Origin of the sequence: Pseudomonas sp. 8BK (assembly GCF_902506475.1) — a bacterium.
Classification (GTDB): Bacteria; Pseudomonadota; Gammaproteobacteria; order Pseudomonadales; family Pseudomonadaceae; genus Aquipseudomonas; species Aquipseudomonas anguilliseptica.
The window spans coordinates 3,317,151-3,340,995 of sequence record NZ_LR733252.1; the positions used below are offsets into that span (position 1 = coordinate 3,317,151).

The 23,845-nt window shown below is 48.2% G+C and carries 22 protein-coding genes and 1 pseudogene; 14 read left to right on the forward strand and 9 right to left on the reverse strand.

The annotated features are described in order from the left end of the window. The first annotated feature begins 109 nt into the window (after window positions 1-109). The 3 genes from ACIN8IBEIGE_RS15490 to ACIN8IBEIGE_RS15500 are packed head-to-tail and all read left to right on the forward strand — an operon-like array spanning window position 110 to window position 2,647. Complete coding sequence (locus ACIN8IBEIGE_RS15490) at window positions 110-1,219, forward strand: tyrosine-type recombinase/integrase (RefSeq protein WP_178124364.1); 1,110 nt, start codon at window positions 110-112, stop codon at window positions 1,217-1,219. Beyond that, window positions 1,173-1,898 (forward strand): hypothetical protein, encoded by a 726-nt coding sequence (locus ACIN8IBEIGE_RS15495; protein WP_160015438.1) that lies wholly within the window; start codon window positions 1,173-1,175, stop codon window positions 1,896-1,898. Before ACIN8IBEIGE_RS15490 ends, ACIN8IBEIGE_RS15495 begins: the two co-directional genes overlap by 47 nt. A gap of 32 nt (window positions 1,899-1,930) precedes the next feature. Next, window positions 1,931-2,647: a hypothetical protein gene (locus ACIN8IBEIGE_RS15500; protein ID WP_160015439.1), complete on the forward strand. Its 717-nt coding sequence runs from the start codon at window positions 1,931-1,933 to the stop codon at window positions 2,645-2,647. 213 nt (window positions 2,648-2,860) lie between these two features. Here ACIN8IBEIGE_RS15500 and ACIN8IBEIGE_RS15505 read toward each other — a convergent pair whose 3' ends face one another. Together ACIN8IBEIGE_RS15505 and ACIN8IBEIGE_RS20990 are read right to left on the reverse strand one after the other, a co-directional pair. Further along, complete coding sequence (locus ACIN8IBEIGE_RS15505; protein WP_160015440.1) at window positions 2,861-3,883, reverse strand: hypothetical protein; 1,023 nt, start codon at window positions 3,881-3,883, stop codon at window positions 2,861-2,863. Window positions 3,884-3,973: 90 nt separating this feature from the next. Then, window positions 3,974-4,179, reverse strand: a pseudogene (locus ACIN8IBEIGE_RS20990) (hypothetical protein); the annotation flags it as partial. Window positions 4,180-4,412: 233 nt separating this feature from the next. Here ACIN8IBEIGE_RS20990 and ACIN8IBEIGE_RS15510 point away from each other — a divergent pair. The 5 genes from ACIN8IBEIGE_RS15510 (at window position 4,413) to ACIN8IBEIGE_RS15530 (ending at window position 9,661) form a co-directional block, all read left to right on the forward strand. Continuing rightward, complete coding sequence (locus ACIN8IBEIGE_RS15510) at window positions 4,413-4,685, forward strand: hypothetical protein (protein ID WP_160015441.1); 273 nt, start codon at window positions 4,413-4,415, stop codon at window positions 4,683-4,685. A gap of 3 nt (window positions 4,686-4,688) precedes the next feature. Beyond that, window positions 4,689-6,899, forward strand: coding sequence for a hypothetical protein (locus ACIN8IBEIGE_RS15515; protein WP_160015442.1), 2,211 nt, complete (start codon window positions 4,689-4,691; stop codon window positions 6,897-6,899). Further along, window positions 6,893-7,849: a 4Fe-4S cluster-binding domain-containing protein gene (locus ACIN8IBEIGE_RS15520; protein ID WP_160015443.1), complete on the forward strand. Its 957-nt coding sequence runs from the start codon at window positions 6,893-6,895 to the stop codon at window positions 7,847-7,849. Before ACIN8IBEIGE_RS15515 ends, ACIN8IBEIGE_RS15520 begins: the two co-directional genes overlap by 7 nt. A gap of 305 nt (window positions 7,850-8,154) precedes the next feature. Further along, the gene (locus tag ACIN8IBEIGE_RS15525; RefSeq protein WP_160015444.1) at window positions 8,155-9,033 is read left to right on the forward strand and encodes a hypothetical protein; all 879 of its coding nucleotides are present in this window, start codon (window positions 8,155-8,157) and stop codon (window positions 9,031-9,033) included. Then, window positions 9,023-9,661 (forward strand): hypothetical protein, encoded by a 639-nt coding sequence (locus ACIN8IBEIGE_RS15530; RefSeq protein ID WP_160015445.1) that lies wholly within the window; start codon window positions 9,023-9,025, stop codon window positions 9,659-9,661. Before ACIN8IBEIGE_RS15525 ends, ACIN8IBEIGE_RS15530 begins: the two co-directional genes overlap by 11 nt. Before the next feature lie 152 nt (window positions 9,662-9,813). Here the strand turns inward: ACIN8IBEIGE_RS15530 and umuC are convergent, their stop codons facing one another. The 3 genes from umuC to ACIN8IBEIGE_RS15545 all read right to left on the reverse strand — a co-directional run bounded on the left by umuC (window position 9,814) and on the right by ACIN8IBEIGE_RS15545 (window position 11,835). Next, complete coding sequence (gene umuC, locus ACIN8IBEIGE_RS15535; RefSeq protein ID WP_160015446.1) at window positions 9,814-11,085, reverse strand: translesion error-prone DNA polymerase V subunit UmuC; 1,272 nt, start codon at window positions 11,083-11,085, stop codon at window positions 9,814-9,816. Continuing rightward, complete coding sequence (locus tag ACIN8IBEIGE_RS15540; RefSeq protein WP_160015447.1) at window positions 11,082-11,519, reverse strand: LexA family transcriptional regulator; 438 nt, start codon at window positions 11,517-11,519, stop codon at window positions 11,082-11,084. The genes umuC and ACIN8IBEIGE_RS15540 overlap by 4 nt, the downstream gene beginning before the upstream one ends. 106 nt (window positions 11,520-11,625) lie before the next feature. Further along, window positions 11,626-11,835, reverse strand: a complete 210-nt coding sequence (locus tag ACIN8IBEIGE_RS15545; RefSeq protein ID WP_160015448.1) for a carbon storage regulator — start codon at window positions 11,833-11,835, stop codon at window positions 11,626-11,628. A gap of 605 nt (window positions 11,836-12,440) precedes the next feature. On the opposite strand from ACIN8IBEIGE_RS15545, the gene ACIN8IBEIGE_RS15550 reads away from it, so the two are divergent. The 5 genes from ACIN8IBEIGE_RS15550 to ACIN8IBEIGE_RS15570 all read left to right on the forward strand — a co-directional run bounded on the left by ACIN8IBEIGE_RS15550 (window position 12,441) and on the right by ACIN8IBEIGE_RS15570 (window position 16,911). Then, window positions 12,441-13,178: an HNH endonuclease gene (locus ACIN8IBEIGE_RS15550; protein WP_160015449.1), complete on the forward strand. Its 738-nt coding sequence runs from the start codon at window positions 12,441-12,443 to the stop codon at window positions 13,176-13,178. A gap of 53 nt (window positions 13,179-13,231) precedes the next feature. Continuing rightward, a complete protein-coding gene (locus tag ACIN8IBEIGE_RS15555) occupies window positions 13,232-14,251 on the forward strand; it encodes an ATPase (protein ID WP_160015450.1) in 1,020 nt (339 codons plus the stop codon). Window positions 14,252-14,382: 131 nt separating this feature from the next. Beyond that, window positions 14,383-15,096, forward strand: coding sequence for a hypothetical protein (locus tag ACIN8IBEIGE_RS15560; protein WP_160015451.1), 714 nt, complete (start codon window positions 14,383-14,385; stop codon window positions 15,094-15,096). 439 nt (window positions 15,097-15,535) lie between these two features. Beyond that, complete coding sequence (locus tag ACIN8IBEIGE_RS15565) at window positions 15,536-16,432, forward strand: hypothetical protein (RefSeq protein WP_160015452.1); 897 nt, start codon at window positions 15,536-15,538, stop codon at window positions 16,430-16,432. 44 nt (window positions 16,433-16,476) lie between these two features. Next, window positions 16,477-16,911 (forward strand): hypothetical protein, encoded by a 435-nt coding sequence (locus ACIN8IBEIGE_RS15570; protein ID WP_160015453.1) that lies wholly within the window; start codon window positions 16,477-16,479, stop codon window positions 16,909-16,911. Window positions 16,912-17,101: 190 nt separating this feature from the next. Here the strand turns inward: ACIN8IBEIGE_RS15570 and ACIN8IBEIGE_RS15575 are convergent, their stop codons facing one another. After that, entirely contained in the window at window positions 17,102-17,536 is a 435-nt protein-coding gene (locus ACIN8IBEIGE_RS15575) for a hypothetical protein (RefSeq protein ID WP_256665193.1), read from the reverse strand. A 648-nt stretch (window positions 17,537-18,184) separates the two neighbouring features. On the opposite strand from ACIN8IBEIGE_RS15575, the gene ACIN8IBEIGE_RS15580 reads away from it, so the two are divergent. After that, a complete protein-coding gene (locus tag ACIN8IBEIGE_RS15580) occupies window positions 18,185-18,652 on the forward strand; it encodes a helix-turn-helix domain-containing protein (protein ID WP_160015454.1) in 468 nt (155 codons plus the stop codon). Window positions 18,653-18,897: 245 nt separating this feature from the next. On the opposite strand, the gene ACIN8IBEIGE_RS15585 is transcribed toward ACIN8IBEIGE_RS15580, so the two are convergent. The 3 genes from ACIN8IBEIGE_RS15585 to ACIN8IBEIGE_RS15595 are packed head-to-tail and all read right to left on the reverse strand — an operon-like array spanning window position 18,898 to window position 23,844. Beyond that, window positions 18,898-22,053 (reverse strand): AAA family ATPase, encoded by a 3,156-nt coding sequence (locus tag ACIN8IBEIGE_RS15585; RefSeq protein WP_160015455.1) that lies wholly within the window; start codon window positions 22,051-22,053, stop codon window positions 18,898-18,900. Continuing rightward, window positions 22,050-22,583 (reverse strand): ABC-three component system middle component 1, encoded by a 534-nt coding sequence (locus ACIN8IBEIGE_RS15590; protein WP_160015456.1) that lies wholly within the window; start codon window positions 22,581-22,583, stop codon window positions 22,050-22,052. The genes ACIN8IBEIGE_RS15585 and ACIN8IBEIGE_RS15590 overlap by 4 nt, the downstream gene beginning before the upstream one ends. Further along, window positions 22,567-23,844 (reverse strand): ABC-three component system protein, encoded by a 1,278-nt coding sequence (locus tag ACIN8IBEIGE_RS15595; protein ID WP_160015457.1) that lies wholly within the window; start codon window positions 23,842-23,844, stop codon window positions 22,567-22,569. Before ACIN8IBEIGE_RS15595 ends, ACIN8IBEIGE_RS15590 begins: the two co-directional genes overlap by 17 nt. Window position 23,845 lies beyond the last annotated feature (1 nt).

A 23,845-nucleotide genomic window follows, 5' to 3' on the forward strand; every position in this document is an offset into this window, starting at 1 on the left:
TATAATTTCAATGTTCTACCGCTTTCTATCCACTCAAAAGAAGATGAAAGGCAGAGACCTATGCGACTACCATGTGCTAGCCGAGAATCGTGACATAAGAAGATGGCAGGTGAGTCGTCAGATCGAGCGCGTACGAAAGCAATCTTTGCGCCCGAGTTCTCTCACCATTTTTGAAGATGCGAAGATACTATTAACGTTTTTCAGATGGCTGAACGAAAATAACCATCCAACCAATGTTAAGGTAACGCTAAAAACCTGGCATGCAAAATTCCACAAAACGAGCATGCTCAACTATGTCCGCAGCCAAGCTAAGACCGTAATAGACTCAGATAACATCTGGGTACTTGATAAAAAGAACCGTCAAAGAACCTCAAATTTCTTAATAACAGACCACGAGATCAAGCTGTTATTGCAGAGCTACTCAGACCCGGTTTATCAAAGCATGTTCGCTCTTGCCCTCGGAACAGCAATGCGACCAATGGATCTGGTTAAGTTTCCATTTATTGGTAATGGCCCTAACAAACATATCCTTCCATACTCGGAGATGGATCATAGAGATTCTACTGCTCTCTACACCGTCGAGATGAGTAAAGGAAACAAAGATCGTACTATTGTCATCAACATGGATGATCTTCGAGCACTGGAAGCCAACTACATCACGCCCTATTACAACGAGAGAAAGAAATTATACAAGCAGAAGTATGGCAAGGCTTGCCCGCCTGGGATCCTATTCCTGAACAAGAAAGGAGATCCCGTTACGGAAAAGATGATTGCAGCGCGAACATTTGACGCCAAACAGGCCGCAACCAAAGCCGACCCTAACTTTAGGCAGCATCTTAATTTCTACCAATCAAGGCACTGGTGGCCAACACAGTACATAATTCGCACTTTCGGCGATAGACTGCTAACTGAGAATATCGAGGTACTTTACCTGGCGATTGCGCAAGTGCTCATCAATCAAATGGGCCATTCGAATCTTGAGACAACTTTCAAGTACTACGTCGATATGGCCCGCATTGTATTGCAGCTACACAAAGGCAAGTCACTAGACCTGATCTCTGGCACGTCCAGTAGCACAACCGCCTTCATTCGAGACCTTGAGCTGCCCTCCGATGTGCTTTCCCACGAAGCCGCACAATCAGAGCAAAGTGAACCCAATAACATGGAGAGCGATGACGAGGGCGCTGCCCACCTTACCCCTGTATGCCCTCCAAGCTGATCGCTACATCTTGCTCGGATACGACCTAGCCTATAAAGCCTCTGAAAGCGACTTCCCCTTCCTCTCTGAGGCAGATGGGCGCTCGCTGATCCGTTACTCCATGCTTTTCCCAGCCTCGCGATGGGAGTTTTGCGCTGATCGTTGGCTAGCCCTTTGTGACAGGTCGCTGTCGTCAGGAGCAATCGGCCGGCGAAGTCGGCATTTTGATCCAACCCTGCCTCTGGTAATCGGTGAGCTCCGGACGCAGGCATCGGGAACTCCTGCCATCGTTGCGCGCAGCCCCTTATTACATTTAGAGTCCGAGGCAAGAGCGACCAGATCAACAAGATTTAGCTACTACCTTGAGGTAAGAATGGAAATTACAGTTTCACTCAAAAAAGATGAAGAGCCCATTAAAAAAAGTACACTATTAAAAAATAGTGAATACTCAGGGTACTTTCAGACCAAAGAGCACGAACTTGCTTTTTATTTCAAAATCAACAACTCGGCCTTCGATAAACTCCTAGGGATTAAGCGAATACATATGGTCGACGTAAAGAAGGCTAATGAACTGAAAAAAACCTACCTGAGTCTATTTCATCCTGACCGGAAGAAAAACACCAACACCGGTTTGGATTACAATGAAATTTGCGCGGACATCAATACAACATTCCATCGCGTTTCAGGCGGAAAACTATGAGGGGAAACTTTCCGTCAACTAGCTTCTATACCTTGTCCGATCTTGATATCAACTTGCGGCATCAAGCAATTGAATATAATGCAGCTCTACTCAGCCGCTTACACAGAAGAACTTTAACAGCGATAGAGAACGCATTTAGCCGGGCTATTCTGGTTCGAATGAACGGACTATGCTTCGTCAAAACTTCCGAGCTAGATAACCTACTAAGAACGGGCAGTTCCGGCGCGGCAAATTATCTCTGGCAGCAAGGAATTGACGGTTATTCCTCACCTGCGACCCCCCACACGCTGGATGGTGAACTATACATATCAGGCCCCGACTTCTGCGGGCTGCTCGACGCCAGAATTCAATCTACAATTGGCAAGAACAATCTTTACCTTAAGTATGTAAGGGCCATTTACATGGCGCTTACCTCTCATTCAATATTAAATGATCTTAGAACATCCTTCGCAAGTGATATCAATGAGCAGCGTAATCAACTGAAGAGGCAACGCATCCGTCGATACGGAATCACTCGATGCGAGTTTACTGACGTCGAATTCTCTGACGCCTCCGAAGTACAGTTTGCGCACGTGGATAGTGTTGCTACAGCACCTCTACATGCATTAGACATTAAAAATGGAGTCATAATTTTAAGGGGAATTCATGCCGAACTGACACAACGTGGCATCCACGACTTTGCAGGCATGTATGACTTCTGCATTGAAAGGGGTCACTCCACGATTTGGGCGGAGGACTTCGATCTTTAGCGAGGAATGTGCGACGACTCATGAGCGGATAGTAGGCCTAAAAGCCCACTACCGCCCGGCCATCGTCACTACAACCCGGCTCTCAGCACCCGCCTGGATGCTTTCGGCTGAGCTATAGGGTTCAGAATGAACTCACGGCTCCATCCAGCAGTTCGCGCACCTCAGCATTGCCCCTCGCGCTAGCATCTGCATTAATCCGCTCCGGGTCAGTTCTTATGCACCAGGCTTCGCAACGAAGTGAGGTAGCGATGCTGGATACTTTGCAAGCTTCCATCCTCTGCGACAGAGTTGCTCCATTTCAGTACTGAGTTGGGACAACTCAATCAGAGGATCAGGGTCTTGATTGGCCAGCGGCCTTCTGCTCAACGGCTCCGCCAGCCTAATCACTGTGATCGCCCCCATACTCGTGGCAAGCTCTTGAAGTGTCAGTCCGGAGACACGCGTGTTGGCTCCCATTGGAAGGGTATGCAGCATTTCGTTGCGCATTACGCCAAGCCTACGAAGCCAACCTGGATCCTCCTTGGAGCCTGAGGCCGCGAGCATAAGAGCCACGATGGGCCGGCTCGCGTGGCTACGATTGATCTCTTTACTGAGCCAGTCCTCTAAGCGCGCTAGGCTGTCAATCCTATCTGGAGCCCCGGCGTGGATCGCAGCCAATCTAGCAAAGTGATCGCGAGCCGAAGAAAGCTCGGAGGCTAGCGAATGACAATCTGCATAGAGTTCTAGTAGTGCTGCATTTGAGAACCAAGCACCAGGCCTCTTTCGAGCACGAAGCGCCCACCTCAACTGATCGTGATACTTTCTTGAAATGTCCCGCAGTCGCAGGCCTGCGAGCTTCAGGCTAACGCTCAGAGATTTCGCGTAAGTAGCGTATTTGCTATCGCCCGCTTTTTCCGCTTGGTGCCCGACAGCGCTCCAAGAGTCCGCTGCGTTCAGATTGTTGCTTGGATCTCTTCCGCCAGACTCCCAGACATCCATTGTGGGCGCATCGGCATCAAGCTCATAGCGTACGCATGTACCGATAAACCGCATGCCGCATTCTTGGGTTGCAAAGTGCAGGTGCGTTTGCGGGCTCTCAAACACTAGTGCGTCGAAATTCGGATCGGCCGAGACCGGATAAAGCGCCCAGCCACGATTCGTGGGGAACCCACGTAGTCCTCCACTAAAATAGACCTCTTCAGTGGCATAGGACGTACCAACTTCTAGGTCAGTGACCTCAGTGACTTCAGTGGTCAATTGATGCTCCTGCATATCGCTTGAGGGGGCGGCGGAAGTTGACCTGACACCCAACTGTAATTGAGTGCTGTAGGCGAAGCACCAATGCAATCAGTGAAAATTCCTGCTCCTCACGTCAAGCCTTTCGAGCAAATCACTGCGGTCTTTCAGATGCCCCGCGATGAGATGCCTCACACCAGATTGTTCCTCAAGCCTGCCCTTCACCTAGAGCAGCTTAGAGCCCATTAACGCAACCCTGTATTGCTCGCGAGGTCGCGCCAAACTACGACGTTGACCATGCCGTACTCGTCCTCCACCTGCAAGCGGCGCAATGCCCGATCATCGGCCTTGAATAATTTGGGACAGACCACGATTTTTTTTGACCGGCCACTATCAGGCTGAAGCAGCGTTTGGTGAACGTCCGCTCTGGCCGCTGCCGATCATGAAGGACAGGAAGCGGCCAGATAGCTGCCACTCGCGTATTTGACAATTCACCTGTAGAGATCTATCAATCTCATCGTACTTTAATTTATCTATTTGTGAGGTTCCAATGCAGCCTAGTACGAGGAAAGGTTCATTCATTAAAATCCGTGGCGTTCTTGAAATAGCGAGCCGCAATCCTAAATGGGCATCTGATTTGCAGAGAGACACTGCTGGAACAATAAAAAATTCCGGACTAGATCTGACGAGCGACGAAATAGATGCAGTAATTGACATCATTCAAGACACTTCAAACTCTATGTATGCAAAACCAGAACAAGGCGGGATAGACAAATTCCCAGAATTACGCGGCGGGTGGAAGAAAATCAAGGCAACCCCCTAAAATATGTCAGAAGGCCTCACAGAGTCTAAGAATTTCAAATATGCGAGACTACTTGGCTTTGATTATATAAAGGGGCAGGACGGCCAGTTTTGGCTAATAGAAGTTAACGACACCCCGGCACAACTGTCTACGCTCAAATTATTTTCCAATGACGGCGGAATCACAATAAATTCTGCCGGCCCAAGCGCGATAGAAAAAATCGCCAGCGTACTCGCTTCACCCAATGAGGATGGGGTAGCTGTTATTCTCCGACCATTTTCCTTAGACGATTCTAGTGAGAAAGAAGACGAAAATGATATCGCTGAAATAATCGCAAAGGTTAAAGCGTTAGGGCGTGAATGTGTCGTCGTGACCCCTAAAGATCTCGATCAATCCAGTGGACTTTCGTTGCGCGACGGAAAAAAAATCGCATCCGTTTACCGAAAAACTCATGTCCGAGCAGACTGCGCACCAAGAAACTATACAATCAATCCAGCAATAACTGCTGCCATATGTAGAGATAAATTATTAACGCACAGCGTTTTATCATTGCACACCAAGGTCAAACCCATTCCAACCGCCGAGTCACCCACATTAATTCAAGGCCTCCAAGACTCAGATTTTTATATAAGAAAACCTAGGTTTGGAAGTGCAAGTAAAGGCATATCTAGATTTGAAGCATCTCAAATTAGTGCACAGCATCAAGATGAAGAATATGTGTGGCAGCCCTGGATAGAGCCCGATACTGTCGAGATAAATGGCAGGCCATATTATTACGACATCAGGATTATTTCGTTTGACGGCGAGGTAGTAGGCTCTTATGCGAGGTGTTCTGCTGCACCGGTAGGTGGAGTTGCAAAAAATCTTGATCTTGAATGGCTCACAACATTAGGTCATGTCATTCCAGTTTGGGTTGGAGATCGAAAAGAGCATGCTAACTCAGTGATGCTATCCCGAGCAGACGCTGAGTTGATAAAACAAAGTGTCCGTGGGCTCTCATACAAAATCGAGAAAGACGTTTCAGAAAGAGCAAACTGTTCACTCCATAGTAATAATTGCATCTCCCCCGCAGATCGCTCCACTCCTGTGCTGTATGTTTGCGGTGGTAGCGGAGAAAGCCAGTCAACTGCTTCGTGCGAGGCGATTCTGGCGACGCAATCTTTAATACCTAGTCCTGTTATATGTAATGTAAGTGCTCTAAACGGAGACTGGGATGAGTTGGCATCGGAGTCTGGATGGGGCTTGATGCCTCAGCTATTTGTGGGAAATGAGTTTTTTGTAGGCAGCCACGTAATTGGGGAAGCTGTTAAGTCAGGTGAGATAAGCAGGGCCATAACCAAGATGAAACCGGCTTGGGCATCTGAAGTGGTCGAGGATAGATTTTTTGCTTTCTCTGACATAAAACACAGGGCGGAGGTTTGGGCGTTATGCTCGACTCCACAGGGGGAGGTAAAGGTTTCATCAGCGGCTGACGGAACCATCCGAATTGATAATGGAGATAAAGTCTTATTCTACTCCATTGATTCTTGTTGGCTTAACTCAATATCGATCAGTCCTTGTGGGCAGAACCTTGTTATAGGAACAAGCAAGGCAGATATATTTGCAATATCCCTGGCCCAAGGCTCGATTGAAAAGGTACTTAGACTAAAGGGACATTCAAGATGGGTAAATGGAGTTGTGGCCTTAGACAACCATCGTATTATTTCTGTCTCGTCCGACGGTGTCATCGCGCTATGGATAAATGGAGTCTTAGAGTCGTCTGTAACTCGTGGTTGTTTTGGTGGCCATGTTCTGGGAATGACAAAAAGCCACCGAGAACACTCGGTAATAATTTGGTCATCTGACGGACTGGTCTCAGAAGTCTGCTCTACTGACTTAATGACAAAATTCGAATGGAGGGCCCCCACGAAGTCCTATGTGACAGCAGCTTGCGAGGCACTTATTGACGGAAAATGGGGACTCTATGCTGTTGATATGCATGGAATGGTATATTGCTCCCAGCAATCATCCCCAGTCTTTAGTGTTAATAATCGGGCCTGGGGAATGAGCTACGACGCTTCAGGACAAAGAATCTCTATAGCAACAGTTGATGGTACTCTATTTATTTGGGATGGCGATTCTTATAGACAAGCAATAGTTCCAATAAGTTGCAGCTCCCCCACTGTATGTCGCTACACACCCAATGGTGGCGCCTTAATGATCGGATTCGCAAGTGGGGATGTTTGTATATGCTAGAGCAATTATTTTTTGAGCGTCAAATCGCATTGCGTGAAAAGCTTGTAGATCTTAAATCAAATCGTGTTTTAATATCAAAAATAAAAGACTCTATTGAGTCCAATGATGACTATACTAGGGTCAACTGCTTGGGGTATGGAAGACTAAGAAAATACTCTGCTCTCGGCCTCCATTTCGAAAAAAACATACCCCAGAGGCTTTCGGGAGTTAGCTTACATCCGTTTAATGGTGAGTACGAGACACAGGTATTTCAGTTGGCCGGTTGCGACTTTCGCTGCTGGTACTGTTATGTCGACACATCTTTACTTGTTGCGGATCATAGTCACTCCCAATGGTTTTCGGCTGAAGAACTTGTAGATCTCGCGTTAAACGAACCCACAACCCCATCGGTTATTGATCTATCTGGAGGGCAGCCTGAACTTGTTCCAGAGTGGTGCTACTGGGTTATGAAAGAAATTGAGCGGCGCGGGCTGGCAGGCAAGATTACTGTTTGGTCTGATGACAACTTGAGCTGCGATTTTTTTTGGTCAAAACTAACTAAAGAACAACGCCGCTTTGTGCTGAACTTTCCCGGCCACTACAGAACGGTCTGTATAAAAGGTTTTGATTCTAAGGGGTTCACTTTTAATACTGGGGCTCCCGCCTACTGCTTTGACCGCCAGCTTTATTTATTGCAACGACTGTTGAGCGAAGGAGCGCGACTGGACGTATATCTGACCATGCTCGACATTGCTCGCTCGACAATCGAAACTTCAAACGCCATAGATGACCTTCTTAAAAGACTTAGAAAAATCGACCCTCACCTTCCGTCCCGAGTGATCCCACTCAAAATCGGTTCATTTGGAAATTTGTTCGAAAGAGCTAATCCGAAGCGCCTCAAGACTCTTGGCCTCCAAGAGGAAAGATATAATCTCTGGCGTGACAGGCTTGATGCACATAATCACAATTAACACATATTCGCTGCGCTATGATTTTTAGCGCTTACTTTATTATATTCACTGGCTCTTGATATTGGGGTTTTCAGCATTAATGATGCTGAGGTTTCGATAATTTTGTGCCGTAGCTGCCCTGACCGATTGCAGCCGGTGAGATGGGCCGCATCCGGCCAGAAGCAGACCTCCCTGGGAGAATAAACCGAATTCGTTGGCATTCAATATCGATAGACAACTCGGAAACTGATTCTTGCTTTTCGATCTGGGCAGCTGCAATATTTGGCAATGTCGACTCCCCGCACAGATAATACAAGTGATACTCAATGACCCTTTCCGGTATCCTCAGCTCTCCGTCACAGCGTCGAAGCTTTCTGCTTGCATCCGGAGCGGTTCTTCTAGCCTTCATTATCTTAATTTTTTCGATCTCCATTCTTGCGCCGAACACCCCCGCTTGGAATGCACTGAACAATCTTCTTATTTCGGCTGTTGCTAGTGCAGTATTTGCCCTAGTATCCGGCCTTTATATTTCATATTTCTTTGTCGATCCTAATGATATTAGGGCGGAATCCATATTGCTTCCTGAGGATATTGATCAAGCCTTGCGGGAGATAGCGACGAGAGCTGTAGATTACAAAATATTTGCCAGAACTGGCAGGCACTTCCGCGCCGAAATTCTTCCATTACTAATTAAGCAAGCTCGCAAAAATAGGCACCCGATCCGAGCAGAAGTAATTCTGCTTGACTTTCGTGACACCCCAATATGTGAGCGATACTCAAATTACAGGAAAACATCATCATTCGATAGCGGGCTTTGGGATACTCGTTATGTACAAAAGGAGATTGTTGCAACTATTCTAGCGCTTTTAAAAGCATCCCAAGAAAACCCTGGCTTGATTGAAATAAATTTATTTTTGAGCAAAAGGCTCTCTACTTTTCGAATAGAGGGATCGTCTGACGAATTAATTATTACACGCGAAGACCCAAAAGATTTAGCAGCGCGTTATTCTCGCGCTCATCGTGATTTTTCTGCATTTGTTACAGAGTTTAGTTGGGTTCGTGATGACTCTTACAGGGTTAATAAGCATGGCTCGGCTGCACTGCCTGCCACACTTCAAGAAATGTTTGGTGAGAGTTCAGATATAGTTCTCTTGAATGAACAAGCCGAAGAAGCCTCTGGATCCCCTTCCCCTTATGCCCGCTAGCCTCAAATTCCCTTTGACTTGGGAATATGTCAGCTCTACGCCAATTTCTGTGCTAAAAATTGCGGTGAAATCCTGGCTAGAACTGGCGAATCCAATCTGCTTGATACATCCACATGGTTTTTACGTCGTACTACTCGACCGGACAGAAACGGAAGAGTGGCGTTTCCATTATTGGCCGAAGGGGCCCCGAAATATTCTCGGTATGCCCGCGTTTATTCACACTCATGACCGTCATATTGAAAGTCGAATCTTACAAGGCCAGCTTACAAATATCCTTCATGAGGTTTATGAGGTTCAAACTGACGGGCAGCCACTATACGAGGTCGCCTATGAGGGGGATCGCTACTCGTCAGGTACTTCAAATATCCTGCGACGTACCACGACTCGCATCCAATCAATCGTCAGACAGCGTGAAATCATGAGGTGTGGCGATATGTACCATGTCGAACGCCATGAGTATCACGCGGCTTTGGTTTCGGAGACGCTAGCTGTATCAACGTTGGTTTGTATGCATGGGCGCTCGCCGGGGGAAGTTAGGGTTGTTGGACTCGATGGATATCCTGAAGCTATTGAATTTCAAAGAACTGAAGTTGATGCACGTACTTTAGTAGGCCTGCTCTCGTTTTAAACTAACTTGAGCCCACTTCGTGAACTACTAAGCTCCATTAGGGGCTCAGCTTTAGCCTTTTTGGGGGGCAAGGATCTTTGCCTGGAGATACGGTGTCCTTGTCGTGGATTTTTCATCAGGTCGCTTGCGTTTCTACTCGCACCTCAGCGAGCTTACCCACGCACCCCAATCACCTCATCCCATTGCGTCGTATATCTCGGACTCAGCATCTCTCGTCGCATCGCCCAAGTAGGTTTGGCTGGAATCCGTCCAATGCGCACAGTCCCTTTTCCTTCGCGCTGGTTGATATGGTCGACAACTGCCATCAGTTGCTCGGCACCACGTCGTGCTTTGGGCGCGAACAGATCCGGCGTCAGCTCACCACGTTGACTCAGATCCATGAGCAAGATGGAGCACTTAGAGAACGGATATCCAGGGCGATATATCTGACTCAAGCCTCTCTGGGCGAGCACCAGAATTTCTCTCGTGTCATCGGTGGGCGCTGGCAGGGCCAGGGTGATTGCGTTGGCGTAACGCGGCCCATCGAGATCGGCAAGTTGAGTCTGGATGCCTACCTGGATGGTGCTGCATAGCGAGCTCTGAGCGCGGAGTTTCTCAGCAGCGCGGGTCACATAAGCGGCCATGGCCTCGCGAATGGGAGCCAGCTCGGTTTGGCGTACGCCAAACATCTTACTTGAGCAGATCGCTTCTTTCGGGGGCGGGCCTTGGTGGAAACCAATGCAGCTGATACCGCGCAGCTCCCGCGCGGTGCGCTCCATCGTCACGCCGAAGGTTGTGCGCAACGTACCGATATCGAACTGCGACAGATCCCAGGCAGTGGAAATATTCAGAGCCGCCAGCTTGGCCGCCGAGCGATGACCTACACCCCACACCTCTGACACTGGAGCCAGACGAAGGAGCTTCTCTTGGCGAGTGGGGTCAGTCAGATCGAGCACCCCACCTGTGCCCTTCCATTTCTTCGCGGCCCAGTTCGCTAACTTAGCCAAGGTTTTGGTCGCGCTGATACCCACCCCGACCGGCATACCGATATCACGCGCGAGGCGCTCTCGAATGCTCCGCCCCAACGCTTCAGGATCAGCAACACCAGACATGTCTCCCCATGCTTCGTCGATGGAGTACACCTCGATGCCTGGCAGCATGTCAGCCATCACGCGCATCACTCGATTGCTGATATCCGCATAGAGGGTGTAGTTGCTAGAGCGCACAACCACACCCTTGAGGTGCATCTCATCGCGCACTTTGTAGTACGCCGCACCCATGCCGATACCTAGTGCCTTGGCCTCAACTGTACGGGCGATTACGCAGCCGTCGTTGTTGGATAGCACCACGACTGGCCGGCGCTTGAGTTCCGGCTGACAGATGCGCTCGCAGCTGCAATAGAAGGAGTTGCAGTCGATCAGCGCAAACACGCGAGCGGCAGTCATGGGGCCACGCAGCTGACTACCCAGCACACCACGCCCCAGACTTCGATAATCTCTTCGCCATCAAGCTGCACATCTGGAACGATGGGGTCGGCGGCTTTGAGCCAACGACCTCCGAACAGATCGCGCTGAACCAACCGCACCCTGTAGCCCTGCCCACCCAGGTCAACCACCACCAATTTGTTGTCCAAGTGGCTTGCCGCTCTGTTTACGATCAGCCGATCACCCGGAAAAATGCCAAAGCCAATCAGCGTGTCATCCAGCACGCGTACACCCCATACATGCGGTGCACCCAGTCCGGTTAGGCGATCAAGGGAAAGCCCTTCCTCTTTCTCGTCCTCAGCAGGCGATTGGAAGCCGGTGATACGCAGGTCAGCCACATCAGCGAGCAGGCGCTCTCGCAGACGCTCACCACGAGCAAGGATTGAAAGAGACATCAGGGCACTTCCACGAATACTGTATATGAATACAGTATTCGAGATGGCGCGAAATTGGTCAACCGAAGGCCCGGTCAACGCGACAGGAGGAGGTGTAGTCCGATAGTCAGGCGCCGATCAGCTCATCGCGGAGGATAAGCACCTGCTTCGGTGCTTCGATGCTAATGCGCAACTGACTCTGGCCCTGGAAAGCCCCTACGTGAACAGTGATACCGTCGCTCAGCAGCTGCTTGAAGAGTTTCTCCGTGTCGACGCCGGGGTCAATGGTCAGACGGATTGTCTCGCCTTCACGGCGAGTAACGGTCAGATATCCCATGGGGCAAATCCTTTGCTGATTAGGGTAATACGCATCCTTCGCAGACAGTCTAGAACAAAGTGACGGATGTCGAATGTGCAACCGCGTGCAGCGTGAGGAGCCATGTATGTGCGGTGGAGTAGAAGCCCGTGAGGCTGACAAAGTCTGGAAGATTTACTTCCCGAATCCAAGGGCGGCCCTCCCTGTACTGCTTGAAGATAGCGGCCAGCTGGATTGGATTACGTGGGGCAGACGCAAAGAGCAGCCTGGCAATGGGCCCCAAGGGGGGTGGGCAAAGCTCAGCACGGTGCAAGCAGGAGGCTGGAATAAATACCTGCCTCGCCGTGGCTTCGCCATGGTGCAGAGATTTATGGAGAAGGAAGGTCAGCCAGGCGAGAAGAATCGGGCGTCACACTGGTTCGACGTGCCTGATGGCTCCGCCCTGGAGTGCCTGGTGATTGGTACGGGAGAACAGCGGCGGGTCTATGTCGTGACCACAACGTCGCCCGCCGAACATGAGTGGATTCATGATCGGTGGCCATTGCTGACAGTGCTTCCAGACACATAGACGCTTTAAGGGTACATCGATAGCCTAGTGCTTCTTTCGCCATCGAAAAGGAATCGACATGGCCAAGCTCATTCAGCTGTCGGATACCTCTTGGGAACAGCCGTTCCGTGACCGCAAGAAGGAGCACCTTCTGTGGGGATCTCACCCTGCGGTTCGAGAGCACTGCAAATTCGTAGACGGCACACGTCGCTTACTGCAAATCGCCTTTGAACCACGATTCGATCTTGATATTGTCGATTACTTTCAGATCACCAGCGGACGTGAGATCCAGTTCCCCAAGGTTCTGGTGGAGATGATTCGGCCCGTTGTACTGAAGAACCCCGAATCCAGTTTCATCGTCACAGTGCTTGACACGAATGAACATGAAGATGGCCAAGCCGGTAATGAGCAGGACGTTGCCAACCTGATTACCGCTCGTGCCACAACCGTCATGGCGCGTGTCGGCCAGCAAAAATTTAGAAAGCATGTGATGGCTTACTGGGACGCCGCTTGCGCACTCTCTGGGGTGACTGAATCCAGCTTACTGGTGGCATCCCACATAGTGCCTTGGAGCAAGTCTGAGGCTGGTGCAAAGCTTGATCCGTTCAATGGCCTGCTGCTTGCCCCCCACTATGATCGGCTGTTCGACCAAGGGCTGATTTCATTCAAGGATGACGGCTCTATTCTTCTGTCGAGTACCGCTGCAAAGCTGCCCCCAGAGTTCGGCTTATCGTCGACTATGAGGCTGCGAAAGCTTGATCCGAAGCACTTGCCCTATCTCGCCACCCACAGAGAGAACTTCGACTACGCCGATTGATACCGCGTCAAATGGCTTATTCCAGTACGGTGTAGATCAGGGAGTTGCATAAGATGTCGACTAGAGCCCCCATCACTAGCGCTTACTGCGTCGAGCTAGGCGAAATACTCTCCATCGCGGAAGCTCGACGAGCATTCTTCTCCCTCCCAGAGCCCCGCAGCCGCTTCCGGTTCTTGTGCTCGAACGAGACATGCCGTGACCTCATCACAAAAGCTGAGATCACCGCAGTCAACTACGACAAGCAACCGAACGACACTTATCGAATGGCTCACTTTCGGGAGAACCCGAAATACGCTCATGCTCCGGATTGTGAGTGGATGATTAATGAGGATGCCGAGGAGATCGACGGCAAGCTCCCTGGTGAAACCGAGGGTGATGCCTTCCTTCGCAGAGCTCGGCGCAAGCTGCACGACTACATCGATATCTTTGATCCCACCACTGAACAGCCGACTCAGGGAGGTGCTCCGGAAGGCACTGACGGCGGCAGCGATGTCACAGGAGGGAGTCGAGGCCAAGGGATAGGCCGAGGCGAAAGGATGTCTCGAAACCACAAAACCAGTAGCCTTGAGCGACTGGTCGAGTGCTATCGACAAGCCAAGCTGGAACTCTCTGATGAGGAGTTCAAGGCGATGAAGCTGAAGATAGTGGGCGAAGGAGAGATTCCCTTATCCTGGTACTTCAAGAGCATCGCCTACGCCAAAGTAGGAGCCTCGAACCGCGTTATCCACGGAGGGGCCAGCCTGATCGGGCGCTATAGCAAGGGCGAGGGAGCTGGCTTCAAGCTCAGATTTTTTGATTGGCGCGAAGAGAAGCCCATCTTCCTCTACGTGTCCAAAGAGCAGATGAGTGAGTACCGATTTCGGCGATACCTCGACGGGATCCTCCGCCAGGAAGATGCTGATTACTTCCGCGTGTTTGCACTGGGCGAGCTGACAGTTTCACCGACTGGCAAAAGCATTAACCTTGAGGTCGGCGACCTGAAACAATTGGTGCTACTTCCAGGCCATAAGCAAGCCGCTGCCAACGTAGCCGAGACTGCCTCGGTAGAGAACAACGGAGTTACGAAAGCTTAAAACTGCAAGGTTATCCTACGAAGCCGTGCTACAGAAGCGCATCTATTTTTGCCACCTTGCATATACAATATACCAATTGACCACATCGTCTTATAAACCAAAAAACCACTTAACAAATACGGAAAATCAACTTGGAACACAGCCAGCAATCAGAACCTAACACAGGTAAATCGTGGGCAATAAGCCTGGAAGGCCCAGTGCTAGTAATATTTATTATAACATCCATCGCAAGCATTTTTTACGCGACTTACAAACTAGGCGCGGTAGGTTTCCTTACAGCACCACTAATCGGAACTTCTGTATTTGGCGTAGCCATATTCGGCCTAACCATAGTTTATGGAACAAAAAATAGCTGGCTGCCCAGGATATGGAATGCAGCAAAAGCCGGGCTACTAGCTTTTATTTCTACAGCATTTCTATTAGTTTCATTAACTGCAATTGGGATGACGCTGCTCGACGCACTTGAATACACTTGGAAACACCTAAGTCACGGCGGCAAGTTCTCGTTCGTCGTCGCCCTCTCCACGTTTCTGACGGGTGTTTTCTTTTTCGTATTTAGATTGAAATGGCGCGTGACCTATGGCGTATCCGAAGCCATGGCAGGCATTGCGATAGCCACGCTCCGAGCACATGATCAGGGCGATTGGTGGCCGTCTAACGATGTAAATTTTTATGTAATTATTTTAACCGCAGGCGTTTATTTGGTCGTACGCGGTCTTGATAATATACATCAAGGTCTCGGGCAGACGAACGACCCGATGCTGCGCTTATTTAAATTCTTACTAGCACAAGTCTATACAGATGATCCCGAAAAAGTCGCCAAACAGTATGATGGAATAAAGTAAAATAAACTTCAATACAGTGCGACCTTTATCCTCACTCACACACAAATTCAGACGCCGTTGCGGAGGGACTATGCACGACATCAAATCGAATCTTTACCCGTGTTCTCACTGTGCTGGAATTGGCACATGCAAGAACGGCCAGAATCTACATTCATGTGCTGTCTGTATAAACCAAAGCGATTTAAAAGGTAAGGACTTCTTAGGGTTACCATGCTCCATCTGCGGCGGGATAGGCCTAGCCGAGCCCAAGACCGAGAGAATCAACAAGCGCATGCCGGCACTCTTGGGCTTTGGGGTCGTGCTTCTGCTTATCCTCTTAGTGTTCTTTGCTGCATTAACTAATAGTAACTACTTCAGTGAAGTTCTTGCTTTTTCTGGAACCCTAATTGGGACAGTTCTTGGTTTTTATTACTCTGCACGAGCGCAGGCAGCCTAGGAGATGATCGCTTACCTGGATCAGAACAAGTGGATCGAGCTAGCAAAAATAGTCCATGGGAAAGACTCGTCTCCTGGAGCTCTATCGTTTGTTAACGAAATTCGAGCAGCCATCAACAGCGGACTAGTTTTGCCCCTTTCCGCAATACACTACCTAGAATTCGCGTCCATTTCTAACACAGGAAGAAGGGAGCGCTTAGGAGAAGTAATGTGGGAGTTCTCTAAAGGACAAACGCTGGTTTCCTACCGAGACGTTGTGCGTACAGAACTAGAGCTAGGCCTGCGCACAGTATTTCCACAAATCTGCCCCCGCCAAATAAAGCTAATTGGCAAAGGGGTTGCACATGCATTTGGTGAGCACTTTGATTACTCACTACCCAAGGCGCTTGATGACCTCTATGAGAAGGCGATTTTCACTGGGATTCCGCATCTCGGGATAGAACCTATAAAACACCCGCAAACTGCGCAGCGAGGCATTTTTCTTTCACACTTAAACTCACTCCACGAGAAAAACGACTTACTGGAAAAGGGAAAGCTGGATAATTGGCTGCACGCGATGACCATGATCGACATTAAAGATCCGTTTTTTGAGATCCTAACGCTACACAAGGTCAGCCAATCAGAATTTGAGAAGTTGACCTTTGAGGATTATAAGAAAATCTTCGCTGCAATGCCTACTAGGCAACTAGACATGCATCTCCATCGCCAAGTCCTCAAAAACCGCATGTACAAAGCTAAGCCAAGCGACCTAGAGGATTGGGCGGGAGTCGGAGTAGCTAGCTGTTACTGCGATGTTGTTATTTGTGAAAAGCACTTTGCCGATATGCTGAAGCGAGATAAATACAAGCCTCATGCCAGAATAGAAACCGATCTTTATAAAATGTTCACCCCACTGGCTTAAATCAACCCAGCCTTAGACAAACCGTTAGATTTTTTGGAGAAACTGTGGCTATTTATGGTGTAGGGTCAAACTGGGACGGGCATGAAGCTTGTATCACATTTTTCGAAGAGAGAAAGTTCATACTCGGCTGGAATGAAGCGAGCGCTGAAGATCTGTATTCATTCATTTCCAGCTTAAAAGTTGGAGACATCCTGTACATAAAGGCCAACCGTCCTGGCTCGCGAAGTATAAGAGTCAAAGGAATCGGCATCGTCAGCAAGAACCTGATGTCCTGCATTCTAGAAGGCGACTTGGGCTATGGCTCCATCAAGGATTGGAACTCACTGTTCGTACACGTGGAATGGGCTGTCAAAAGTGATTTCACTATCGATATCCCTGACAATCAGGGGCGATTGACCAACGTCAGGGCAGCAACCCTTTATGAAGAGCACCTGCCCTTCGTACAAGAGCAAATTGTGAAGCACCTGCTGAAGCTCTAGATATTGGTCAGCCTAGCTGTCGGTACGTCCTGATGCTATGCCGCCCCCCTTGCTACGTCCTTTGAAACCGCTCCAGCCAAAGCGCTCCTGATAGAGTGCAGCAAATCTCCTGAGCGGTTTGGCTTTGATCATTGATAGTGAACACCTCGCTTTCGAGGTTGGCTGGAGGTCTACGAAGCGCAGCTTGTAGTCAAAAAAGACGGCCAACTGTTTCAAGGCTAGCGCGCTTGCGTACGCCGTCACCCATTAAGAGGTACGCGCAGTTAAGGGTCGCGAAGATGAAGCCTGCTTCAAACTTGTAAAGAGGACTTGTGCGTACAAAATCTCCGACGTCGAAACGCCGTGAACTGTCGTATATGACTGTGTTCGCAAAGATGATCGCCGGCTGACGCTGTGTTTTGGATAGCTGCGCATGTTGTTCGGGCGACACATCAAGGTCGACCCAGATCCAATCGCGAACTAGGCAGTAGTCCATATAAGGAAAGTGATTGAATTTAATCAGCTCGGCCTCGTCTTGAGCCATTTCTAGGCCAGGCATGCTGACGCCGGCGCCATACAGCAGATCATTTACTTCTTGTAGCGCATCATTGTTGGCCAGAATGTAGGGGGGGTTCAGGTCGTACATGCATTAGCTCTCGTAGTAGTGCCGGCGACGGCTTGGGCGGACAGCAGTGTAAAGAACCACCTCAGATCCAAACTTCACCTGACTCGCCATCAGCTCCGCTGGGCCGCCAATCCTGAAGGTGCAGAACTTAGTGCTCAGCTGGTGAAAGATTTCTCCCTGCTTTGTTTTGGCCTCAGTGAGCTCGTAAACATCGGCAACTCCAACTCCGTTGTTATCGGGAAAGTCGCAAGAGAACACAACTTGAAATGACCTGAGCACGAGCCCATGACCAGGGTCGTCAAGTGTCCGCTTGACGAGGTAAGCGTCGTTCGTGGCGAGGGTGCTTACGACCGCATTAGAGGTCGAACAAGCGAGAGTAATGTGCATGCATGGTTCACGACCTTGCTTGGTGAGGCTCCAAGCTCCAGGGGTTTCGGAGCTGACAGCGAAGGCAGCATTGCCCTTGTGGGCGCAAATTTGAGGGCGCATAGGAAGGGTCTCGGGATATATCGGGGAGCAGGGTTCTGAGTTTCGCCTTGCCAACTGATATCAATTGGCTCTTATTGACAGAGAGATAATCTGTCAATACGGACACCAGGCGATGCTACACCTACAGGATATGTCCCGTCAAAACTGGCTATATGCTTGCTTTTGCCGGGCGCAATGAAGATGAACTTTGAGAAAGTGCTTGGAGAGGTTGTCAGGGATGTCCGGATACGCACAGGTCTACCGCATGAAGCGTTCGCTGAAACCATCAGCGCTTCTCACCTGCGCCAAGTCGAGAAAGGCTTAACAGTTCTCAGAATCGACACCCTTGTGGCTCTCTGCAACGAGCTCGGCGTTTCGACGAGCCAGATACTGTTGGTCGCGGAGGCCCGCCAGGCTGGTGTGGAGGTTGAAGGCTTACTTTCCACTAACAATAAGAAAATGCGAGCTCTGTTGGCATCAGGGCGCTTCGACCTGCTTTCAAAGCAAGACGCCAAACGGGGACTCCGGGGTCAGAGGGCAGATACCTTGCGCACAGAGACAGCGCGCTTGCAGGCGCAGGGACTATCCAGAGCTGAAGTAGCAAAAAAACTGGATGTAGACGTCAGAACGATTCGGCGGTACTGGGTAAAACCAGAAGAGAGTGAATGAGGGCTTTTCCTATCGGTCGCCCGGCTATCTAGTCATGCGCTTGAACTCAACGCCATTCCGCCCACCAACCCCATGCTCTTTGCCCAAACTACTTGAAACAACAGCTGCATCATAAAGCTTGTTACAGCTCAACCCAGATCGGCTTACGCATTAATGTTCACCAGGCTCCAAGAAGGGTGAAGGGGCCTGAAGGTCTTCGGTTGATTGCAGAAACTAATGAATCGCTCTCAACCTAGCCCCAAAAATCACTCCGGAGACGTCATAGAGGACTGACGCTTGGGAGGTGTACCTTTGGCAACAACGCCATAAGTCTCTAAAGTTATGAACTTAGAGTCAAATATTTCCGAAGGAATTTTCTTTTGCAACAACTCAAAGAAATTTTCATCATGAGTTGAGATGATAATTTGCTTATCAAATTGTACGGAAATATTCCTCAACATATCAATCATTGAAAGTACGTTGATTGAATCCATAGAGTGAATTGGATCATCAATCAAAATCACGCCAAGTGGCTTGCCTTCATGCGTGGCATGAATTGCTCTCGCCAGAAAAACACTCAAACTCAAAATATTCAACTGCGCAGAGCTGAAATAAAGGTTTGGAGATACCCTGTTTCCTAGATCATCTAAAATAACGATATTTAATTGAGGTCGTTCGCCGATGACGAACTTAGGGGAAAAGTCAACTTTTTTGAAGGCAGGATGAGGATCTATTTTACGATAGATGCCATTAATCAAGTCCGTAAAGAAATAAGACTTTATCTGACTTTCCAAGCAAGACGCGACGCTCTCCATTTCCTCGGCTAACGCAGTGGCGACTTTTGAATGCTTTTCTATTTCAAGCTCTAATTGAGCCAATTCCTTTCTTCTAGTGATATTTTGCACAAACGGGACTAATGCCTGGAGCTGAGTCTCCAGTAGCTCGTAGGAAGCCAGAACAAAACTGCTATGCTCGCGACTGAGAAGAAAAGTGGACAACTTTTCTTCAATAGCAGCCTTAAACTCTGTTTCAGTCCGCAAATTAAAATTGCCAATCAGCACAACCAACCCCCTAATATAGGGCAATATTTGGGCATCATACTGTGCTATCTCAGAGGAAATTACAGCCTGTCGATGTTTCAAAAACGCTAAGTCTAGCCAATTACCCTCAGACTCCATTTCGCCCTTGAGCGAACTACAGCGCCTCACAAGAGCTTCTATATCTGTACTTGCCGATTGCATAGCGACCATAGCATTTGAAATAGCCTGATCAATTGCAGCCGGAAGACTCATGACGTCCGTAGCTTTTGAGTTGATAAAGTCATAAAACTTTACAAACAATGGGTCATGCTTAATAGAAATCTCTTGATTCTGGTAAACAGCCACCTGGCCAATAAGGTCATTTAATTCCGACTTAAGTCTATCGATTTCTTTCTGAGCGTTAGCCTTATCAGCCACCAATTTTTGCAAGGAGTCGGATGCTGCCTGCTTGTCATGTTCCAAGCGGATCTGAAGAGCGGCAGAATCAAGACCTAGCACTAAAGCATTGCGTGAGGAGACCCTATCGAGCGCCGTTGAACGCTGCGCCTCCAAATGCAAACGATATTGACTATAACTGTTTAAATTTTCATCCAATTGCTGAATGGCGGTTCTGATGGAATCAGTAACTTGAGCTTTCTTATTCGAAGCCTGCACCAATAGCTCTTTAACTCTCTGCTCGACCTCCCCCTTCAACTGAAGAGAAAGATCAATCATCTTGGAGTTTGTTTGCAGGGCATCGGAAACAAATTTATTACCTGCAATAGCATTCTTTAAAGCCAACTCATCCAAATGGTCATGAGTACAAAGCGGGCAGACTTGGGTTGGATGGAGACTGATATGCTCAAGACCCAGCCCTACTAAACGTTCGATGGTGCTTGACTGCTCAGTTAGCGCATTCTGGACAGTAAGCAACCCGCTTACCTGCTCCTCATAATTGATAACTCTAGATCGAAGCTCTGAAAGCTCTAAGGTAAGAGACGCATCAATCTCAAGCGCAGAGATATCAGTAGAAAGCAAACCATCAACGCTCACGTCAAGTGAACTGATCTGGGCTAGCTCGAACCGCTTAGCCTCTATAGAGGCCAAATCGACATTTCTACCGGCGTCTAGAGCCTCAATCTCCAAATTTAGAGTGGAGGCAAGCTGGCGGGCATTTGCCATTTCAGCATATATATTGCTGGCATTAGTCTGTAACTCGACATTTTTTTGTAATTCGCCCTGCCAATTCGCAATGAGTGTCTCAACGTTCCTCAGACCGAATAGCTGTTTATCAATCTTTGACTCTAAATCAACCCGAACACTGTGGGAATTCTTACTTTCTAAACGCCCCTTTTCAAGAGTTGAATATAGCTCCATAAACTGGGGCAGTTCAGACTTTAGTTCATTGTAATTATTGACTGTCGCTAAGGCAGTGCCTTGCTCGTCAATTTTCCTCATGTGGAGATGATAGAGCTCCTGATACTTCTGCCCGTCCTCAACGCCTTTATTAATGCGCTGCGCTTCAGATTCCAACTCAGACTTCTTGAGTAATAGGCTTGCAACTTCGCCAGCTCTATCCAACTTCTGCTGCAATGACTCCACTACGGTATCATAATGCTTTATCTCTAAGCTGATCTGGTGCTTCCGTGTCAAAATAGACGAGACAATTTCGAGCTCTTGGATCGAAGTAAGATCAGAAGAAATAGGTTGTATTGTCTCTCCAGCTGACGCCAGCGAGCTTACAGTATTGTTGTAGTCAACAAAGACTCTCTCATCTACACCATTAACGATCTGCGACGAGATCAGGTCGCGTTTAACTTCCAAATCTGACAATGTGGAGCTATTCTCATGCGCCAATATATGCAGGCCCTTCCGGACTTGCTCAGCGTTACCGCCAAAATGCGCCATAAATAGGTCATATCGATCTTCGGGCTTCACCTCTCGAACAAATCGATCTATCGCATCCTGCGAGAGAATGATGTTCCTGAATTCTCTTGTACCCTCTTCAGTGTCCTTATCAGTAAATCTAATATCACGAGAATCCACACGGACATTATTTAGCTTACGTGGAAAATCCTTCACGGTAGTACTGACGAGAACAGCAGTCTCCACCGTACTCTCGACATCTTTATTTCTCAGAATAAACTGAGGAATACCCTCCAACTTAGTCCCTTTGGCCGCAATCTCATTATTTTTCTTGTACGCGTCACCGATATACCGAGACACATTATTAGTAAGCGCCCATTCTACGGCGTCGTAAAATGAACTCTTACCAAATCCATTCGGCGCATAAATAGAAATAAACCCCGAGGGCCTGTTGCCATCTACCGTAAAATCGAAAGTGCCATCCACCTTATACTTGTAGGCACGGAACGCTTCAATTGAAACCTGCTTAAGCTTCATGATTTGCCTACAAATTCAATAAGAGACATTATTTTTTCTGCACGAATGCTCCGAGAGCTCGTACTAGAATCAACAGGTACATCTTCGAGAAAATCAGAGATAGCCGATTGATAGTTGCACTCGACAACAGCTCCGCTAAAGTCGGCCTTTAAGTCAAATCCCAGCAATTCATTGTTAAGAATTTTAACAGCCCTGGAACTATCGACTGGAATTGGCTCTCTCTCAACAATCAACTTCCTAGCGGTGTAGGTGTCATTCTGAATTATGTACTTATCTCTAACATCAACATTTTCAGGACAAAGAAGAATCAAATATACATTCCACCGCGCAGCTTCGACCTTTGGCTGATGATAAACAGAGATAAAATTCTGAATTGCCTCCCATTGATCTACGAGGATTTTCGCGGTTTCAAACTCACATAGGATGCAACTGATGAAAGATTGGGCTTCTGAGACATAAAATCCAAAGCCTACAGATGGAAAGCTTCGTTGAAGCTCAGTGAAATCGAAATACTTAATTGACATAGACATTATAAAAGCCCCGAAGCATCTCAAGATGCTCAGCTGAGTCCCTTTGGTAAAAATCTTCAACACGCTCGATCACACAACGCCTATGCAAGGCTCGTATATGAGCAAGTTTGAATGTCGTGTATTTTTCCTTCGAAACCTGATTGATCCTCAACCTAGTACCAGTTGGTCGTGGTCTAGCAATGTTTGCCAGAACGTCCTGTATCTGAAAGCTGGCGGGCTGCGCCATTGGCGCAGCCTCATGATTATCAATAAATAATGATCCACCCTCGTCCAGAATTGAGCCTGCCAACTCAAGTAGACTTCGCAACTCACCAATCCAGCTCTTTTCGCTCTTACTAAAGACCAATCTTCTTTTAGGATCAATTCCAGAGAAGTAACTCGAATCAGCTTTATCAGGATTATCGAGCAAGACTGATATAGTCATGAACTCTAGGTAAGATATCCATAACTTGATATCTAAAAGCGCTGACTCCCCTTCACCACTGAACAACAAGCCAGATTCGTATTTTTTCAATATAATATTTGGCTTTAGGGAGTCGTCATCCAATATTTCGTCAATTATACCCCCAAGCTCCTCTCGAATATGCTCTATAAAAGCCACGCCTGGAACATCAAAAACAAACGCTTGATCTTTAAGTCTAGAAAAACACTCAAGAAAACTAGGCATTATGGGCGCCAAAGAGTGCGTATGTACTATTTCATCATACCAGCGGATAGCATTGCACTTGACACGACCAAAGTACTCCTCAGCCTTAGCTCCATCCATACTGAACTCGACAGCCACAAGGCGCGGATAACCATCATCGAGATAGTAAACCCCAGCCCCGGAAAATCCGTCGATCATCTCTTTATCTGGCGAACCATTAGCAGATATCACAACTTCCCCATTAACCCATGAAGTTAACGAAGCATCTTGCTGTTTAGCCTGTTGAATAAATTTTATTTCTTTTGCGCGAGTAGCCGGATACCCAACCATCATCAACGGAGCTTGGTAAGGTGGCTCGCCTAAGCAAAGTGATAAATTAATACCTGGATTAAACGCGATCTTAATTACTGCGCAGTCAGCATTAGGATGAACATACGTCTGAATATCAGGAATCTGCTCGCCCCTATGATTGAATATCGTTTGACTCTGATATCCCCTAACGACATGAGCGGCTGTCAAAACATATGAGTACTCATGAGACAGCGCACTGATCAAAACTCCACTGCCGTTGTTGACTTTTACTGCGTGAGCACCCATTAACTCGAAACTATTCATA

Excerpts from the sequence above, each read along its gene's own strand:
- ACIN8IBEIGE_RS15495 (WP_160015438.1), top strand. The coding sequence starts at position 1,173 with ATGACGAGGGCGCTGCCCACCTTACCCCTGTATGCCCTCCAAGCTGAT.
- ACIN8IBEIGE_RS15510 (WP_160015441.1), top strand. The coding sequence starts at position 4,413 with ATGCAGCCTAGTACGAGGAAAGGTTCATTCATTAAAATCCGTGGCGTT.
- ACIN8IBEIGE_RS15515 (WP_160015442.1), top strand. The coding sequence starts at position 4,689 with ATGTCAGAAGGCCTCACAGAGTCTAAGAATTTCAAATATGCGAGACTA.
- ACIN8IBEIGE_RS15520 (WP_160015443.1), top strand. The coding sequence starts at position 6,893 with ATGCTAGAGCAATTATTTTTTGAGCGTCAAATCGCATTGCGTGAAAAG.
- ACIN8IBEIGE_RS15525 (WP_160015444.1), top strand. The coding sequence starts at position 8,155 with ATGACCCTTTCCGGTATCCTCAGCTCTCCGTCACAGCGTCGAAGCTTT.
- ACIN8IBEIGE_RS15530 (WP_160015445.1), top strand. The coding sequence starts at position 9,023 with ATGCCCGCTAGCCTCAAATTCCCTTTGACTTGGGAATATGTCAGCTCT.
- umuC (WP_160015446.1), bottom strand. The coding sequence starts at position 11,085 with ATGACTGCCGCTCGCGTGTTTGCGCTGATCGACTGCAACTCCTTCTAT.
- ACIN8IBEIGE_RS15540 (WP_160015447.1), bottom strand. The coding sequence starts at position 11,519 with ATGTCTCTTTCAATCCTTGCTCGTGGTGAGCGTCTGCGAGAGCGCCTG.
- ACIN8IBEIGE_RS15545 (WP_160015448.1), bottom strand. The coding sequence starts at position 11,835 with ATGGGATATCTGACCGTTACTCGCCGTGAAGGCGAGACAATCCGTCTG.
- ACIN8IBEIGE_RS15550 (WP_160015449.1), top strand. The coding sequence starts at position 12,441 with ATGGCCAAGCTCATTCAGCTGTCGGATACCTCTTGGGAACAGCCGTTC.
- ACIN8IBEIGE_RS15555 (WP_160015450.1), top strand. The coding sequence starts at position 13,232 with ATGTCGACTAGAGCCCCCATCACTAGCGCTTACTGCGTCGAGCTAGGC.
- ACIN8IBEIGE_RS15565 (WP_160015452.1), top strand. The coding sequence starts at position 15,536 with ATGATCGCTTACCTGGATCAGAACAAGTGGATCGAGCTAGCAAAAATA.
- ACIN8IBEIGE_RS15575 (WP_256665193.1), bottom strand. The coding sequence starts at position 17,536 with ATGTACGACCTGAACCCCCCCTACATTCTGGCCAACAATGATGCGCTA.
- ACIN8IBEIGE_RS15580 (WP_160015454.1), top strand. The coding sequence starts at position 18,185 with ATGAACTTTGAGAAAGTGCTTGGAGAGGTTGTCAGGGATGTCCGGATA.
- ACIN8IBEIGE_RS15585 (WP_160015455.1), bottom strand. The coding sequence starts at position 22,053 with ATGAAGCTTAAGCAGGTTTCAATTGAAGCGTTCCGTGCCTACAAGTAT.
- ACIN8IBEIGE_RS15590 (WP_160015456.1), bottom strand. The coding sequence starts at position 22,583 with ATGTCTATGTCAATTAAGTATTTCGATTTCACTGAGCTTCAACGAAGC.
- ACIN8IBEIGE_RS15595 (WP_160015457.1), bottom strand. The coding sequence starts at position 23,844 with ATGAATAGTTTCGAGTTAATGGGTGCTCACGCAGTAAAAGTCAACAAC.